Origin of the sequence: Xanthomonas sp. 3075 (assembly GCF_014197275.1) — a bacterium.
Classification (GTDB): Bacteria; Pseudomonadota; Gammaproteobacteria; order Xanthomonadales; family Xanthomonadaceae; genus Xanthomonas; species Xanthomonas campestris_B.
The window spans coordinates 71,139-86,524 of the sequence record NZ_JACIFI010000010.1 but is presented as its reverse complement, the minus strand read 5'-3'; the positions used below and the strand labels follow the sequence as shown (position 1 = coordinate 86,524).

General features: G+C 67.9%; 14 protein-coding genes. 8 read left to right on the top strand and 6 right to left on the bottom strand.

Annotation, left to right across the window (positions count from 1 at the left end; translation table 11 throughout):
- Positions 1-8: 8 nt before the first annotated feature.
- Positions 9-1,145: a LysM peptidoglycan-binding domain-containing protein gene (locus GGR62_RS11270; RefSeq protein ID WP_184407988.1), complete on the bottom strand. Its 1,137-nt coding sequence runs from the start codon at positions 1,143-1,145 to the stop codon at positions 9-11.
- 131 nt (positions 1,146-1,276) lie between these two features.
- On the opposite strand from GGR62_RS11270, the gene def reads away from it, so the two are divergent.
- The 5 genes from def (at position 1,277) to GGR62_RS11245 (ending at position 7,637) form a co-directional block, all read left to right on the top strand.
- Positions 1,277-1,789 carry a peptide deformylase gene (gene def, locus GGR62_RS11265; RefSeq protein WP_184407987.1) on the top strand — a complete coding sequence of 171 codons (513 nt, stop codon included), beginning with the start codon at positions 1,277-1,279 and terminating at the stop codon, positions 1,787-1,789.
- A gap of 406 nt (positions 1,790-2,195) precedes the next feature.
- Entirely contained in the window at positions 2,196-3,119 is a 924-nt protein-coding gene (gene fmt / locus GGR62_RS11260) for a methionyl-tRNA formyltransferase (protein ID WP_184407986.1), read from the top strand.
- Positions 3,119-4,429 (top strand): 16S rRNA (cytosine(967)-C(5))-methyltransferase RsmB, encoded by a 1,311-nt coding sequence (gene rsmB, locus GGR62_RS11255; RefSeq protein WP_184407985.1) that lies wholly within the window; start codon positions 3,119-3,121, stop codon positions 4,427-4,429. The genes fmt and rsmB overlap by 1 nt, the downstream gene beginning before the upstream one ends.
- A gap of 48 nt (positions 4,430-4,477) precedes the next feature.
- A complete protein-coding gene (locus GGR62_RS11250) occupies positions 4,478-6,199 on the top strand; it encodes a glycosyltransferase family 39 protein (RefSeq protein WP_184407984.1) in 1,722 nt (573 codons plus the stop codon).
- Positions 6,200-6,365: 166 nt separating this feature from the next.
- A complete protein-coding gene (locus GGR62_RS11245) occupies positions 6,366-7,637 on the top strand; it encodes an O-antigen ligase (protein WP_184407983.1) in 1,272 nt (423 codons plus the stop codon).
- On the opposite strand, the gene GGR62_RS11240 is transcribed toward GGR62_RS11245, so the two are convergent.
- Positions 7,622-8,446 carry a glycosyltransferase family 2 protein gene (locus GGR62_RS11240; protein WP_184407982.1) on the bottom strand — a complete coding sequence of 275 codons (825 nt, stop codon included), beginning with the start codon at positions 8,444-8,446 and terminating at the stop codon, positions 7,622-7,624. The two genes, GGR62_RS11245 and GGR62_RS11240, sit on opposite strands and share 16 nt — an antisense overlap.
- Here GGR62_RS11240 and GGR62_RS11235 point away from each other — a divergent pair, their 5' ends adjacent.
- Positions 8,447-9,505 (top strand): CDP-glycerol glycerophosphotransferase family protein, encoded by a 1,059-nt coding sequence (locus GGR62_RS11235; protein WP_184407981.1) that lies wholly within the window; start codon positions 8,447-8,449, stop codon positions 9,503-9,505.
- A gap of 64 nt (positions 9,506-9,569) precedes the next feature.
- On the opposite strand, the gene GGR62_RS11230 is transcribed toward GGR62_RS11235, so the two are convergent.
- The 3 genes from GGR62_RS11230 to ribA form a co-directional block, all read right to left on the bottom strand.
- Positions 9,570-11,075, bottom strand: a complete 1,506-nt coding sequence (locus tag GGR62_RS11230) for a PH domain-containing protein (RefSeq protein WP_184407980.1) — start codon at positions 11,073-11,075, stop codon at positions 9,570-9,572.
- A complete protein-coding gene (locus GGR62_RS11225) occupies positions 11,072-11,671 on the bottom strand; it encodes a PH domain-containing protein (RefSeq protein ID WP_184407979.1) in 600 nt (199 codons plus the stop codon). Before GGR62_RS11225 ends, GGR62_RS11230 begins: the two co-directional genes overlap by 4 nt.
- Positions 11,672-11,821: 150 nt before the next feature.
- A complete protein-coding gene (gene ribA, locus GGR62_RS11220) occupies positions 11,822-12,955 on the bottom strand; it encodes a GTP cyclohydrolase II RibA (RefSeq protein WP_184407978.1) in 1,134 nt (377 codons plus the stop codon).
- Positions 12,956-13,200: 245 nt separating this feature from the next.
- On the opposite strand from ribA, the gene GGR62_RS11215 reads away from it, so the two are divergent.
- Complete coding sequence (locus GGR62_RS11215; RefSeq protein WP_184407977.1) at positions 13,201-13,722, top strand: GNAT family N-acetyltransferase; 522 nt, start codon at positions 13,201-13,203, stop codon at positions 13,720-13,722.
- Positions 13,723-13,880: 158 nt separating this feature from the next.
- On the opposite strand, the gene GGR62_RS11210 is transcribed toward GGR62_RS11215, so the two are convergent.
- Positions 13,881-14,897, bottom strand: a complete 1,017-nt coding sequence (locus tag GGR62_RS11210; RefSeq protein ID WP_184407976.1) for a lauroyl acyltransferase — start codon at positions 14,895-14,897, stop codon at positions 13,881-13,883.
- Here GGR62_RS11210 and dtd point away from each other — a divergent pair.
- Entirely contained in the window at positions 14,896-15,336 is a 441-nt protein-coding gene (gene dtd / locus GGR62_RS11205) for a D-aminoacyl-tRNA deacylase (protein WP_184407975.1), read from the top strand. The genes GGR62_RS11210 and dtd overlap by 2 nt on opposite strands.
- The last annotated feature ends 50 nt before the right edge of the window (positions 15,337-15,386 follow it).

Genomic DNA, 15,386 nt, shown 5'->3' with positions numbered 1-15,386 from the left:
TGCCCCGGTTATTGCGCGTCGGGATGCTTGACGAAGTAGCCCAGGCCGGTCGGCTTGACGCTTTCCATCACCAGCGCATAGCTGACCTTGTCGAAGGTGCGGAACACCATCGCGTGCGAGGCGTATTCGTCGGGCAGGCCGACGGTGGAGCCCGCCGGGCCGCTGAAGTCGTCGTCGGTGCGCGAAAAGCGCGAATGCTTGACCCGATCGCTGACCGTGCGGCCCTTGCGCCAGATCGAGAACACCGTGCCGTTGTTGATGCCTTCGCGTGCGCCGCCGGAGATGGCGATCACGTCGCGGGTTCCGCCGACGATGAAGGCGTCGGAAATGGCCAGCACGCGCAATTCGGTCTGCAGTGCCTGTTGCGACGGCGGGTGCGGGATGAATTGCAGGTCGTAGGGCTGCGCTTCGACGGCGACGATGCGGTCGCCGGCACGTACTTCGCGGCCGCTGTCCTGCAGCAGCAAGGTGGCGGCCTTGGAGTTGCCGCCCGCCGCGCTACGCGTGATGGTGCCGACGTTGACCTGCGCCAGTTCGTAACCCAGGAACTCGCGGCGCGTGCTCGGCGCGATGAAGTTCTTCCAGATGTTGCCGGAACCGGCGGTGATGTTGCCGGCCGCATCCAGGTCGTCGTTGGGCTTGGGCAGGCTGAACTTCACCGTCGGGCGGACCACCGCAAAGCGCTGGCCCGGCTGTGCATCGTCCAGGCCGACCACATAGGCGACCTGGCCGGTGGTGGCGCGCGAACGGCCGCCTTCCAGGCCCACCACGTAGGGCAGCTGGTCGAAGTCGTCGACCACGCGCAGGTTCTTCAGGAACGGCTCCACATCCGACAACGGAATCGCGTTGATCGGTGCTTCCTGGCGCGGGCCGGGCTGGACGGTGCCCTTGGCGACGCGGTCTAGGTAGGCCAGGCTGATCACGTCACCCGGATAGATCAGGTGCGGATTCTGGATCTGCGGGTTGGCCTGCCAGATTTCCGGCCACAGCCAGGGTTTTTGCAGGAAACGCCCGGCGATGTCCCAAAGGGTATCCCCCTTGCGGACCACATACGTATCTGGATGTTCGCCCACCGCTTGCGCGGCAGCGTAGGTCGCGACGGTCAGCATCGCCGCAGCGACGACCGTACGAAGTCGGATCAACATGAGTGCCTTCTTGCCTGATTCCCCAACAGGTCTGCGCACTATAGTGCAGAAACCGGGGCGCCACGCAAGCATTGCGCTAGAATGACACCGTCTTGCCGGCGCCGCGCCGGTGTTCCCAGATGGGTAACCCCATGGCTTTGCTCCCTATTCTTGAATTTCCCGATCCGCGGCTGCGCACCAAGGCCGTGCCGGTGGATGCTGCCGAGGTCACCAGCCCGGCGTTTCAAACCCTGCTCGACGACATGTTCCAGACCATGTACGAGGCGCCCGGCATCGGCCTGGCCGCCAGTCAGGTGGACGTGCATCAGCGTTTCATGGTGATCGACGTCAGCGACGAGAAGAACGTCCCGCAGGTGTTCATCAACCCGGAAATCCTGACCAGGCAGGGCGAACAGGTGTGCCAGGAAGGCTGCCTGTCGGTGCCGGGCATCTATGCCGATGTCGCCCGTGCCGATGCAATCACCGTGCGTTATCTCGACCGTCAAGGGCATGCGCAGGAACTGAGCGCCGATGGTCTGCTGGCGGTATGCATCCAGCACGAAATGGACCATCTCGACGGCAAGCTGTTCGTGGATTATCTCTCGCCGCTCAAGCGCGAAATGGTGCGCAAGAAACTGGCCAAACAGCGTAAGCACGTCGCTTGACGGCGGGGATCGGGGCGTCGGGATGTGGGATTGGAGGAGCGGGTTTTCTGACCGCTTCCAGACTCCCGGGCTGCCAGTTCCCGTGCGCAAATCCCGACCCAATCGTGCGGGCACTTGAGCGGATGACCCAGGCCGCCACTGTGATGCGCGGCCGGCGTGCACGGATGGGCCTGCAAGCCGGGATTCGGCATTCGGCGATCCGCATCCCTGGATTGCACCGAATCCGGGCCTTGCGAGTGCAGCCGCGCATTGCGCTGAAAACAGATGCTGGAATCGCCGGCTCTGGCGTCCATCGCGCGGAGCTGCCCTTGCGAATCGCGACTGCCCCATCCCCATTGCCGTGCGCACCTCGGTTGCCGCATCCGCCGTTGCCAGTCCCTATTTCCTACTCCCGAATCCCCGCCCAATGAAAATCGTCTTCGCCGGTACGCCGGATTTCGCCGTCGCCTCGTTGCGCGTCGCCGCGCAGCGCAATGAGGTGGTGGCGGTCTATACCCAGCCGGATCGGCCCGCCGGCCGTGGTCGCGGGTTGACGCCGTCGCCGGTCAAGCGCGAAGCGATCGCGCGCGGCATTCCGGTGTTTCAGCCGCAGACGCTGCGTTCGCCGGAGGCGCTGGCCGCGTTGCGTGCACTCGATGCCGATCTGATGGTGGTGGTGGCCTACGGCCTGATCCTGCCCAAGGCGGTCCTGGCCGCGCCGACCCATGGCTGCTGGAACGTGCACGCCTCGCTGTTGCCGCGCTGGCGGGGCGCCGCGCCGATCCAGCGCGCGATCGAGGCCGGCGACACCGAAACCGGGGTGTGCCTGATGCAGATGGAAGCCGGGTTGGACACCGGCCCGGTACTGCTGTCGCAGCGCCTGGACATCGGCGAGCAGGAAACCGGCGGGCAATTGCACGACCGTCTGGCCGCCCTGGGGGCGCAGGTGTTGTCCGATGGTCTGGGTTTGCTGCGCGCCGGGATCCGCCCGGTCGCGCAACCGCAGCCGGCCGACGGCGTGACCTATGCGCACAAGCTGGACAAGGCGCAGGCGCGGCTGGATTGGGCGCAGCCGGCGCAGGAACTGGCGCGGCGCGTGCGCGCGTTCAACCCGTGGCCGGTGGCCGAGGCGGTGCTGGCCGGCGAACGCGTGCGTGTGCATGGCGCAGTCGCGTTGGATCTGGTCCATCAGCAGCCACCGGGCACCTTGCTCACCGCCAGCAAGCAGGGCATCGACATCGCCTGCGGTGCGGGCGCGTTGCGGGTACGCGTGTTGCAGCGTGAGGGAGGCAAGGCGATCACCGCGGCCGATTACCTCAACGCGCGCCGCGATCTGCCGGCGCTGCGCTGATGGCGGCTGACACCGCTGCGGCCGGCGTTGCCTCGCGCTTGGCGGCGGCGCGGGTGCTGACCGCGGTGTTCGACCAGGGCCGCTCGCTCAAGGCGGAGCTAGCCGCGACCTTGCCCGGGGTCGGCGATCCGCGCGACCGCGCGCTGGTCGAGGCGATCTGTTTTGCGGTGCTGCGCCGCCGCCCCGCCTACGACGTGGCATTGCGGCAGTGGCTGGAGCGCCCGCTGCCGCCGCGCGATGCCGAGTTGAAGGCCTTGCTGATGGCCGGCTTCGCCCAGCTCGATGTGCTGCAACTGCCGGCGCATGCGGCCTTGTCGGCCACCGTGGACGCATGTCGCGCGCTGGGTCGGCCGCGTCAGGCCGGTATGGTCAACGCGATCCTCCGGCGCGCCCAGCGCGAGGGGTTTCCGGCGGTGTCGGCCGATGCCGGCTGGCCGTCCTGGTTGCGCAAGCAGTTGCGTGCCGACTGGGGCGAACGTGCCGAAACCATCTTCGAAGCGAGCGCGCTGATGGCGCCGATGTGGTTGCGGGTGCAGCGTACACGCCTCGATCCGGCCAGCTATGTCGCGCGACTGGCCGAGCAAGGCATCGCTGCGGAAACCGATGCGGTGTTGCCGGATGCAGTGCGTCTGCACAGCGCGGTGCCGGTGAGTCAGTTGCCGGGCTTTGCCGATGGCGATGTCTCGGTGCAGGACGGCTCTGCGCAGCAGGTGGCCGATGCGCTGACGCTGGCGCCGTCCGCGCGGATGCTCGATGCCTGCGCGGCGCCTGGCGGCAAGGCGGCGCATCTGTTGGAGCGTCACCCTGGCCTGCAGCTCACCGCACTGGATGTGGATGCGCGTCGGCTCGAACGCGTGCAGCAGACCTTGCAGCGCACCGTGCCGGGCGCGCAGGTGACCTTGCATGCCGCCGATGCGGCCGATACCGCCGCATGGTGGGATGGCCAGCCGTTCGATGCGGTGCTGTTGGATGCGCCGTGCTCGGCCACCGGGGTGGTGCGCCGTCAACCCGACGTGCTGCTGCATCGCCGCGCCGATGACATCGACGCCTTGTGCGCGCTGCAGGCGCGCCTGCTCGATGCGACATGGCGCACGCTGCGTCCGGGCGGGCAATTGCTCTACACCACGTGCTCCCTGCTTGCGCGCGAGAACCAGGCGCAGGTCGCCGCGTTCCTGCAACGCACGGTCGATGCACAGGCGCAGTCGCTGGGTGCGCAGTTCGGCCATGCGGCAGGTGCGGGTCGCCAGCGTTTTCCCGGCGAGCAGCACTGCGACGGTTTCTTCTACGCACTTTTGCTTAAAGCCTGCTGATCGCGCGCCGATATCGGCGTTCCCGTCCACGTTCTAGTGCTGCCTTCCATGCTCAAGACTCGCGCTTCCAAGGATGTCTGGCTGCTGGCCATCACCGCTGTCCTGGTGATCGGTGCCGGGCTGGGATTGCGCGACCCCTGGCCGTCGGACGAGCCGCGGTTTGCACTGGTCGCCAAGCAGATGGTGATGAGTGGCGATTGGCTGTTCCCGCATCGCGGCAACGAGCTGTATTCGGACAAGCCGCCGATGCTGATGTGGCTGCAGGCGCTGTTCTACACGCTGCTGGGCAACTGGCGGGTGGCGTTTTTGCTGCCGTCGTTGCTTGCGTCGCTGGGTACGCTGGCCTGCGTGTACGACCTGGGGCGGCGGCTGTGGACCCGGCGCGTGGGCGTCTATGCGGCGTGGATGCTGCTGTTCACGCTGCACTTCACCTTTCAGGCCAAGAAGGCGCAGATCGATCCGCTGGTGGTGTTCTGGATCACGCTGGCCAATTACGGATTGCTGCGCCATCTGCTGATGGGGCCGGCCTGGCGCTGGTGGACGCTGGGCTGGTTCGCCGCCGGTCTGGGGGTGATCACCAAGGGCGTGGGCGTGATCGCGCTGCTGATGCTGATTCCGGCCGGGATCGCGGCGGCGCGTGGCTGGCCGGGCGTGCGCGTGCATGTACGCGACCGGCGCTTCTGGCTGGGGCCGCTGTTCTTCTTCGTGGCGATCCTGCTGTGGTTCGTGCCGATGATGGTGACCGCGCTGACGGCCGGTCAGCCCGAATACCGCGTGTATCTCAACGATATCCTGCTGCGCCAGACCGCCAAGCGTTACGCCAGTTCCTGGGACCACGCCCAGCCGATCTGGTACCACCTGCAGAGCATGGCCACGATGTGGCTGCCCACCATCCTGCTGCTGCCGTGGGCGATTCCGGCCTGGCGGCGCCGGCTCAAGCGCCGCGATCCGCGTTATCTGCTGCCGTTGGCGTGGTGGCTGCTGGTGCTGGTGTTCTTCACCATTCCCAGCGGCAAGCGCGATGTGTACATCCTGCCGGCGCTGCCGATGTTCTGCCTGGCCCTGGCGCCGCTGGCGGCGGGCCTGCTGCGTCGGGTCGGGGTGCAGCGGCTGTTGTTCGGATTCGTGCTGCTGCTGACGGTGGCCTTCGCTGCCGGCGGCGTGACGATGCTGATCGGGCATCCGGGCTTCGAGCAGAAGATCATGGACAGCCGCGGGGTCGGCAGCGAGGCGACCGACCCGCTGGCCTGGCTGCTGCTGGCAGTCGGCCTGTGGGGCGTGGCCAGCCTGCTGTTGTTGCGGGTGCGCCGCTCGGCGCTTGCGGCGGTCTCGTTGCTGGGCGCGTGGTGGGTGGCGTTCGGGCTGGTGTGCTATCCCATTTTCAACGAATCCAGCTCGTCGGGCGCGGTGATGCGCGAGGTCGGGCGGCGGATCGGCCCGGATGCCCAGCTCGGCCTGGTGGCCTGGAAGGAGCAGAACCTGCTGATGGCCGACCGCCCCGCGCAGACCTTCGGCTTCAAGGTGCCGTGGGAAGAACAGCTGCGGCGCGGTGTGGCCTGGCAGGCACAGCAGCCGCAACAACGCTGGCTGATGGTGCAGGAGACCGCCTTGCTGACCTGCGTGGACCGCAGCGGCAGCCAGTTGGTGGGAGTGGCCAATCGCCGCCGCTGGTGGCTGGTGCCGGCCGATGCGGTCCATGGCGATTGCGTGGCCAGCTCCAGGGAGAAGGCCGTCGAAGAAAAGGAGCAGGGCAACCTGGACACCGAATGAAACCACCAACCACCCCCGCGTGGCGCGATCTGCGCGGCGCGATCTGCGCGGCGCCATTGCCGTCGCCGACCGTTGTCTAACAAAGATTCATGCGGGGCATCGTTAGCTTGGCCGGCGTCGCTGACGCGTGTCGCCCCGGTTTACCTCCTCTGCCGCCGATCGTTGAATGAATTCCTTGCGTACCCAGTCCGCTTCACTCGCCCCATCCGTTCCCATCGCGTCACGGGCAGGCGTGCGCATTGCCGAGCTGGGCGTCTTCGCGCTGACCGCGCTGGTGGTCAGCGTTCCCAGCGGCCTGCTGCCGTTCGGGCTATGCCTGCTGCTTGGCTCGCTGGTGGGGTGGCGCAGCCTGCGCGCCGGCATCGCCACCGGCGGTTGGTCGTTGCGCGCGCTGGGTTGGCTGACGCTGGCGGTGATCGCGATGTCGCTGCTGTCGGTTGCGTTGTTCGAACATGGCCTGCGCGATGTCGATAACCGCTCGCGCTTTCTGGTGCTGCCGTGGGCGGCGTTGTGGGCCTATGCGTTGCAGCCGCGCCAGGTGTGGCTGTGGCGCGGGGCGTTGGCCGGTGTGTTTGTGGCGATGCTGATCGCCATGCTGCAGGTGATGAACGGCGCCGACCGCGCCGAAGGCTGGACCAATGCGATTGTGTTTGCCGACATCGCGCTGATGTTGCTGGTGGTGGCCGTGTTCTGCCGGCCGGCCGGCAATGTGCGCTGGTTGGTGGGTGCGGCGATCGCCACCGTGGTGGTGATCGTGCTCAGTGGCAGTCGCGGTGTGTGGCTGTCGCTGCTGGTCACGCTCGGCGTACTGATCTGGGGCGCGCCCTGGCATAGCGCACGCATGCGCTTGCTGAGCTTCATCGGCAGCGCGGTGCTGGCCGTGGGCGTGATCGTCAGCGTGCCGGCGTTGACCGAGCAGATGCGCCTGGGCGAGTTGCACAGCGATCTGCAGCGCTACGAGGTGGGCGACAGCGATTCCTCTGCCGGTGCCCGGATCGAGCGCCTGCACGTGGCCTGGGACACCTTGCGCGCGCATCCGCTGGTCGGCGTGGGGGTGGGGCGCTTCGATGTTGCGATGCGCGAGCTGCCGGTGTGCGCCGGCGATACCTGGCTGCTGCGCTGTCATCTGGGCCATGCGCACAACGATCTGGCCGAGTGGGGCGCCACCCAGGGGGTGCCGGGGCTGTTGCTGTTGCTGGCGGTCTACGGTGTGCCGTTGTGGATCTTCGTGCGGCTGCATCGATGCAGCGGCCAGCGTCAGTTCCGTGGGCCGGCCGCTGCCGGGGTGATGATCGTGGTGAGCTACGCGCTGTGCGGGTTGACCCAATCGATGTTCGCGCACCAGGTGTCGGCCAGTTTCTATACGGCCATGGTGGGGTTGCTGGTGGGCCTGGCGACGCGCCAGGCGCAGCAGGCCGCGACTCAGCCGCCGCGCTGATCGTCCGCGCGTGGGGGGTCCTGCACTGGCTGCTTGTGCTGCAGCAGCCACAGCATGATGGTCTTCTGGCGGACGTAGTTGGCGCGCACATAGGCGTAGATCAACCCATGCCAGCCATCGCGAAACCCGCCGCGCAGCAGATAGCCGCGCCAGAAACGCCAGGCCGGCGCCAGTACCAGCTTGCTCCAGGTCGCACGCTTGCCGCGTGCGTGGTCGTGCTCGGCCATCATCTGCGCGTAGCGCTGGGTCTTGGCCAACTGCTGCATCAGGGAGCGGTACGGGTAGTGGATCAAGTCGCCAGGTAGCGTGACGACCGCACCTTCCACGCTCGCGGCTTCATGGATCTCGCGCTTGCCACGCCAGCCGCCGCGCCGACGATCGAACAGGCGCAGCACCCGGTCCGGATACGCATTGCCATGCCGCAGGAATCGCCCGAAATACTCCGACAGCCGCGCGAAGCGGTAGCCGGCGGCCTCGGCAAAACCGCCATCGCGCGCAGCGATGATCGACCCACGCAAGGTGTCGCTGACGCGTTCGTCGGCATCCAGACACAGCACCCAGTCGTGACTGGCCTGCGCGACGCAAAATGCCTTCTGGCTGCGATAGCCGTCGAAGGCGCGCTGCAACACGCGTGCGCCTTGCGCGGCGGCCAGCGCCACGGTGGCGTCGGTGGAGCCGGAGTCCACCACGACGATCTCGTCGCAGAACGCCAGCGAGTGCAGACAGTCGCGTAGGCGATCGGCCTCGTTGAACGCGATAATGCAGGCGCTGATGCGCGGCCGTTCGTCGGGTGCGGTCGAAGAGGACATGTGATGGCTCAATACCTGCTGTTCGCAACGGAGCGTTACGCGTTGCCTATTCTGGCGCCATTGGCGCAGGCATTACAGGCCCGCGGGCACGCCGTGTCGGCCTGGTTCGAGGGCGGTGCCCGTGGGCTGGTGTTGCCGGGCGTGCACGCGGTCGGCCTGCGCGCGGCGCTGGCGTTGCGTCCGCATGCAGTGTTCAGCGCGGCCAACTGGGTGCCGCCGTTTGTGTCGGGTGCCAAGGTGCAGCTCTTTCACGGGTTCAATGTGCAAAAGCGCGAAGACAATCGCGGGCATTTCCGCGTGCGCGGGCTGTTCGATCTGTATTGCACGCAAGGCCCGGCCACCACGGCGCCGTTCCGCGCGCTTGCCGAGCGCGAAGGGCATTTTGCGGTGGTCGAAACCGGCTGGCCCAAGCTCGACCCGGTGTTCCGCGACGATGGCGGACGCAGCGCCGCACTGCGCGCGCCAGCCAACGGACGCCCGGTCGTCCTGTTCGGTTCCACCTTTACCGAGCGCTTGAGCGCTGCGCCCGCGCTCTACGACGTCATCGCTGCCGATATCGCACGCGGCGCGCATTACTGGCTGCTCACCCTGCATCCCAAGTGCGCGCCGGAGCTGTTCGATCGTTATCGCGCGCTGGCGGGGGCCAATGCGCGCTTCGTCGAACCCGAAGAGGTGATGGCCGCGCAGCGTGCGGCCGACGTGCTGGTCTCCGATACCTCATCGATCGTGTCCGAGTTCGTGGTGCAGCACAAACCGGTTGTGACCTTCCGCAATCGCGTGCCGCAGCCGCACATGCTGGATTTTCAACAGCCCGCGCAGTTGCCCCAGCAGCTGGCGCGCGCGCTGGCGCCGGATGCGGCGCTATGCAACGCGCTCGCCGGTTATGCCGACGCGATCCATCCGTATCGCGACGGGCAGTCGTCGGAGCGGGTGATTGCAGCCACCGAGGATTTCATCGCCGGCAAGCTCGGTACGCTGCGCCGCAAGCCGTTGGGCGCGTGGTGGCGAGGGCTGCAGATTCGGCGCGAGCTTGGATATTGGGGCCCGGCGCAGCGCTGATTGCCGGTGGTGCGCGCTGCTGATCCCGATCACCGATCACCAATCACCAATCACCAATCACCAATCACCAGCGCAGCTTGCGCCGCGCCAACGCGGCGCCGAGTTGCGCCTGCAGCGCCTGCGCCTGCGCCAGCGGCACGAAGCGCAGCCGCAAGGCCGGTCCGGTTGCACTGGCACCGGCGGTGTCCAGCCAGAGTGTGGCGGTGCCAGACAGGCGATCCAGCGGCGAGCGTTGCAGTTGCAGCACCTGCAGCTTGTCCAGCTCGGCCAGCCGCCACCAGCGCTTCCACCAGCCGCCGCGCACGGCCACGTAACGCGCATCCACCGCGTAGCCCATGCGCTGCACCTGGCGATGCGCCTTGAACCCACTCCACGGCACCCACAGCAGCAACCATGCTGCCTGACTGCCGAAGTGCCAGGCCAGGCCAGCCACCAGCGGCAACAGCAACAACAGCGTAGGCAGGCTCAGTCGCCACCAGCACCGCGTCGCGATGGCGTGCCATTGCGCGGGCGGCCAGGCGATCTCGGGTAGCAGGCGTTGCAGCAAGGCATCGCAGCGCTGCGGGTCGGCGACCGGCGCCAGTTCTTTCAATGCGCTGCCTTCGTTATCGCCGGCACCGGTCACTGCGGTTTCCACACGCAACTGGCGGCGACCGAACAGGCGATGCAGGCGGCTCTCGTACAGCGTCCACGACTGGATGCGCCGCAGCGCCACGCTGCTGCGGATCCGCGTCAGCAGACCGCGTTCCACGGTGAGGCGGCGCTCCGATTCGCTCAGGTGAAAGCCGTGGTATTGCGCCACCGCCAGGGCCACCGACAATGCGCGCATCGCGATCAGCACCGCCAACGTGGCGATCACCAGCAACGCCACCGTCCCTGCCGTGCCCGGATGGATCTGGCTCACATAGCGATACGCCAGCTCGCCGTTGTGTTCGACGAAGGTGGACACCGTGCGGCGCGGAATCATCTGGTAGATCACACCGACGCTGGCGGCCACCACCACCATGCCGCGATTGGAAATCAGCCCCAGCCGGATCACTTCGCCCATCGGCAGGCGCAGCAAGGTGTTGCTGTCGGTGTCCACTTGCGCCGCAGCGGTATCGGGGTGATGCGCGCGGCGACGGATCAGGTCTTCCAGCGCCAGCGCCTGGTCCAGCCGCAGCACGCGCATCTCCGCTTCGGGCTTGTGCCCGCCGGCCGATTCCAGTCGCACTTCGGCCACGCCAGCCAACCGGTGCAGCAGCGATTGATGCACCACCACGTTGTGGATGCGCGCGAACGGAATATCGCGCCGGCTCCGTTCCAGCAGGCCGCTGCGGATTGCCACGCCGTCGTTGCCGATGCGATAGCGATAGGTGAAATAGCGCAACACCGAGATCGCCACCAGCACCGCCATCACTACACCGGTGGCGATGTGATCGGCCGAGTCGCGGCTGCCGTCCCGACTGCCGAACAACACCAGTGCCGCCAGCGGAATCAGGAACTGGCGGATCTGTTGCAGCAGCACGAACACCCACGACAGCGGATGCAGGCGCTGTTCGTCGCGGCCGGGGTGTTCGATGCTGCTCACAGCGCGTCGTCGTGGTGGTCGAGCTGGTGGGCGAGGCGGTCGCGCAGACGCTCGGCATCGCCCTGATCCAGCCCGGACAGCCCCACCGCGTTAAGCCGGCTTCCCGCGGTGTGCACCACCAGCGTGGTCAGCTGCGTGGCGCGTTCGATCGGGCCGCGCCGCAAGTCCACGTGTTGCACGCGCGAGATCGGAATGCGCGTGTCGCTCTGCCATAGGTGCCCGCGTTGCAGCGCCAGACCGTGATCGTCCAGTTTCCAGTGGGTGAGGCGGTGGCGTTTGACAGCGAACCACGCACCCAGCAGCGCGGCGATCAGCGTCAGGCCCAGCACCAGCGGCCAGTAGTGCCAGGCGTGCATCACCATGGCCGTGACGCTGGCGGCGATCGCCCCGGCGCCGCCGCCGGCCAGTGCGCCGTTGACGCCGGCCACATACGCACCGCGTCGCGGCAGCGATTGCCACTGCGTGTAGTCGATGGCCTGAACCGCTGCCGCAGCAGCAGGGACGATGACCTCGGGGTGCGGCGGTGGAACGTCGTGCACAAGGCTGACCTGCAGAAGCGGTGCGCAAGCATAGCCGGGCGCCGAGGGCGGGCGCATCCAGGGGCAGGGTGCCCCGCTCGATGACGGGCCTGTGGCCTGTCGACGCTGGCCAGCCGTCAAGGCCGCCAGCCTTGCACCGCCACGCATGCGTGAGTCGCTGCGCGGCACAGGCAGACGCTGCCGCCGTGTCGCGGGCGCAGGCTGCGGTTACTGGGCGGCCAGAATCAGCGCGTCCACATCCAGCGCGTGGCCGGCACGCGCGGCCTTGGTGCGCAGGTACTGCTCGTTTTCCGGGGTGATGTCGCCAGTGACCGGGATGCGCTCCTCGACGACGATGCCGGCTGCGCGCAGGCGCTCGGCCTTGGCGGGATTGTTGGTCAACAACCGAATCCGGCCGATGCCCAGGCCGCGCAACATCGCCACCGCGCTGCCGTAGCGGCGCTCGTCCGGGCCGAAGCCCAGCTGCGCATCGGCATCGATGGTGTCCAGGCCGGCATGCTGGTAACCGTAGGCGCGCATCTTGGCGGCGATGCCGGTGCCGCGGCCTTCCTGGTCCAGATACAGCAGCACGCCGCCGCCGAGGTCTTTCAACTTGGCCAGGCCGTGTTGCAACTGGTCGCCGCAATCGCACTTGAGCGAGCCGAACAGGTCGCCGGTCAGGCAGGACGAGTGCACGCGCACCGGCACCGCCGCCGAGAGGTCCGGCTGGCCGACCACGATCGCCACCTGGTCGCGCTGCGCCACGCCGCCGCGAAACACCACGAATTCGCTCATGCCCAGCCCACGCAACGGCACCGGCGTGCGCGTTACCAGCTCGTAGCCGGCTGCGGCGGAGATGGCGCAGCCGGTATCCAGATCGTCCAGGGTGAGTGATTGGCAACCGGCGAAGGCGGCATGGTCGTCTGCATCGCGCAGCTCCACCGCCAGTATCGCCGGCAGCAGCAATCCCAGCCGCGCGATCTCCACCGCGCCTGCGTCCAGGGCATCGCCAGGCGTCCATTGCACCGGCACCGAGGTGTCGCGCAGGTAGGCCAGGGCGGCGAGTTGGTCATAGCTGTATCCGGCCAGCGCCACGCGCGCGCCCTGCGGCGCGCTCAAGCCCAGCACCTGGGCGCGGGTCGGGGTGATGAACAGACAGTGGCGGCCCTGCGCCGCACGTGCGAACGCCGCGTACGACTGCGCGGTGCTGCTGTCCAGCGCCAGCACCGCACGCGCCTGCCCGCTGGCCGCTGTCAGCAGCACCGGGCGGCCGGCGCGCAGTTCGGAGGCGGCGCGCTCGCAGCGGATCGCGGCCGGATCGCCGAAGGCCTGTGCGCTGGTGGAGGGGACGGGGCTGCTCATGCACGACTCCAGATGGGGATTGCCACGGCCGCTTCAAGGCGGGGCGCTGCCGCAGCCGTTGCCTGCCGCGTACGGCCATTGTTGCGTGGTTCGCAATCGCCAGTCGCCACGGCCGGGTGGAACGCTGCATCCAGCATTGGCAGATTGTGTTGCGCCATGTGCGTGGAATGGTTGCATGCAGGCTGCGTTGTTCATCGCCCGGCGATGCCTTTTAATCCCACCACACCCTGCCCGCATTGGACCCCATGTCTCTTATCGACTGCAGCGAAGCCCGCCACGCCAGCGCAATCCTGGACATCTTCAATGACGCCATCGCCCACTCGACGGCGCTGTACGACTACCGTCCGCGCCCTCCGGAAAGCATGGTCGGCTGGTTTGCGACCAAGCGGGCGGGTGGCTTTCCGGTGATCGGAGTGGAGGCGGCCGACGGCACCTTGATGGGGTTTGCCAGCTACGGGCCCTTTCGCGCCTGGCCCGCTTTCAAATACAGCGTCGAACATTCGGTCTATGTGCACCGCGACCATCGCGGCAAGGGTCTCGGGCGCATCCTGTTGCAGGGCGTGATCGCTGAGGCACAACAGCGCGGCGTGCATGTGCTGGTCGGCGGCATCGATGCCAGCAACCTGGCCAGCATCGCCCTGCACGAACAATTCGGCTTCACCCATGCCGGCACCGTGCGCGAAGCCGGTTTCAAGTTCGGCCGCTGGCTGGACCTGGCGTTCTATCAGCGCATCCTGGCCACGCCGGCCGACCCGCACGACGATTGAGTGGGCTGGCCAGTGACCGCTCGTGCCGGAGCCTGTCGCTTGCCGCGCTGACGCAGCGCCAGATCGCCTGTCGCCCACGCGCGTTCCGCGCGTCGATCCATTGCCCGCCCGCGGCGAGACCGCGCCTGGACTGCACCGTTGCATCTGCTTTGCACCCGCTAATGCGGATGCCGCTGCGTCGCATACGGATTGGCCTCGCCGCTGCCCGGCGGACGCAGCGTGTAGCGCTTGTAGGTCCATTGGTACTGCGCCGGGTCGCGGCGGGCGATGCGTTCGATGCCGGCGTTGAGCGCGCTGGCGGCACGCACCGGGTCGGCGTCGGCCACCGCCGGGTCGGCCGGCTGCACATGCAGCGCGAACTGCAGGTCCGCCCCGGCGCGCTCGCACCAGCCGTACAGCACGATGGCACCGGTGCGCTCGGCAAGTCGGTTGACCAGGGTCATGGTCAAGGCCGGAATGCCGAAGAACGGCGCGAACACCCCATCGCCCATCTTCGGCTGCTGGTCGGGCAGGATGCCGACCGCCCCGCCATCCTTGAGTACCTTGAACAACTGCCGCACCGCCGGGCCTTCGGCCCGCACCTGGCGCACGTTGTCGCCGCCGCGCGCCAGCTGCAGGAAGCCGTCCACCGCCTCGGATTGCGGCGGGCGATACACGATCGCAATCGGCCCACGCTCGGACAGCCACTGGTTGAGCAGCTCCCAGTTGCCGAAGTGCGGCGCTGCCACGATCACCCCGCGCCCGGACGCTAGCGCCGCGTCGTAGAGCTCCTGGCCATTGCGTTGCAGGCGCGCGAGGTTGTCGGCCGGCGGACGGGTCCAGGTGCGCAGCACTTCCAGCGTCTGGCGCGCGGTCGATTGAAGGATCTGCGCCTGCAGCTGCGCACGCTGTTGCGCGCTCAGTTCCGGGTACGCCAACTCCAGGTTGCGGCGTGCCACGCGCGCCTCGCGCGCATTGAGCTTGCGCCAGGTCCAGGCCAGCGCGTCGGCCACGCGTTTGAGCAGCGGCCACGGCAGGCGGCCCACGGTGGCGGCGGTGGCGTACAGCAGGCGAGCGCGGACATCTGGTTTCATCCGCGCAATTCTAAACAGCGCAGCGCACGAAGGCCCATGCGTGACAGTACCGGCGGCGCTGGGCATGCTGCGCGGCACAGTTTGCCGCCTGAGAGTGCCCATGCTTGCGCTGATCCAACGCGTCACCCGCGCCGCCGTCACGGTCGATGCGCAGATCGTCGGCCAGATCGGTCCCGGGCTGCTGGCGCTGGTCGGGGTGGAGCCCGGCGACAGCGACGCGCAGATCCGTCGCCTGGCCGAACGCCTGCTCGGCTACCGCGTGTTCGGCGATGACGCCGGCAAGATGAATCGCTCACTCACCGATACCGGCGGCGGTTTGCTGCTGGTCAGCCAGTTCACGCTCGCGGCCGACACCAGCTCCGGCAACCGGCCGGGCTTCAGCACCGCCGCGCCGCCGCTGGAGGCTGAACGGGCGTTCAATCAATTGGTGGCGATCTGCCGCGAAAAACACCACGGCGGGGTGGAAACCGGGCGCTTCGGTGCCCATATGGTTGTCGACCTGGTCAACGATGGCCCGGTGACCTTCCTCCTCAGACCCTAGCAACGCAGTTCTACCAGCGGTCCCGTCTTGATTCCGGCAGACCGGGCTTC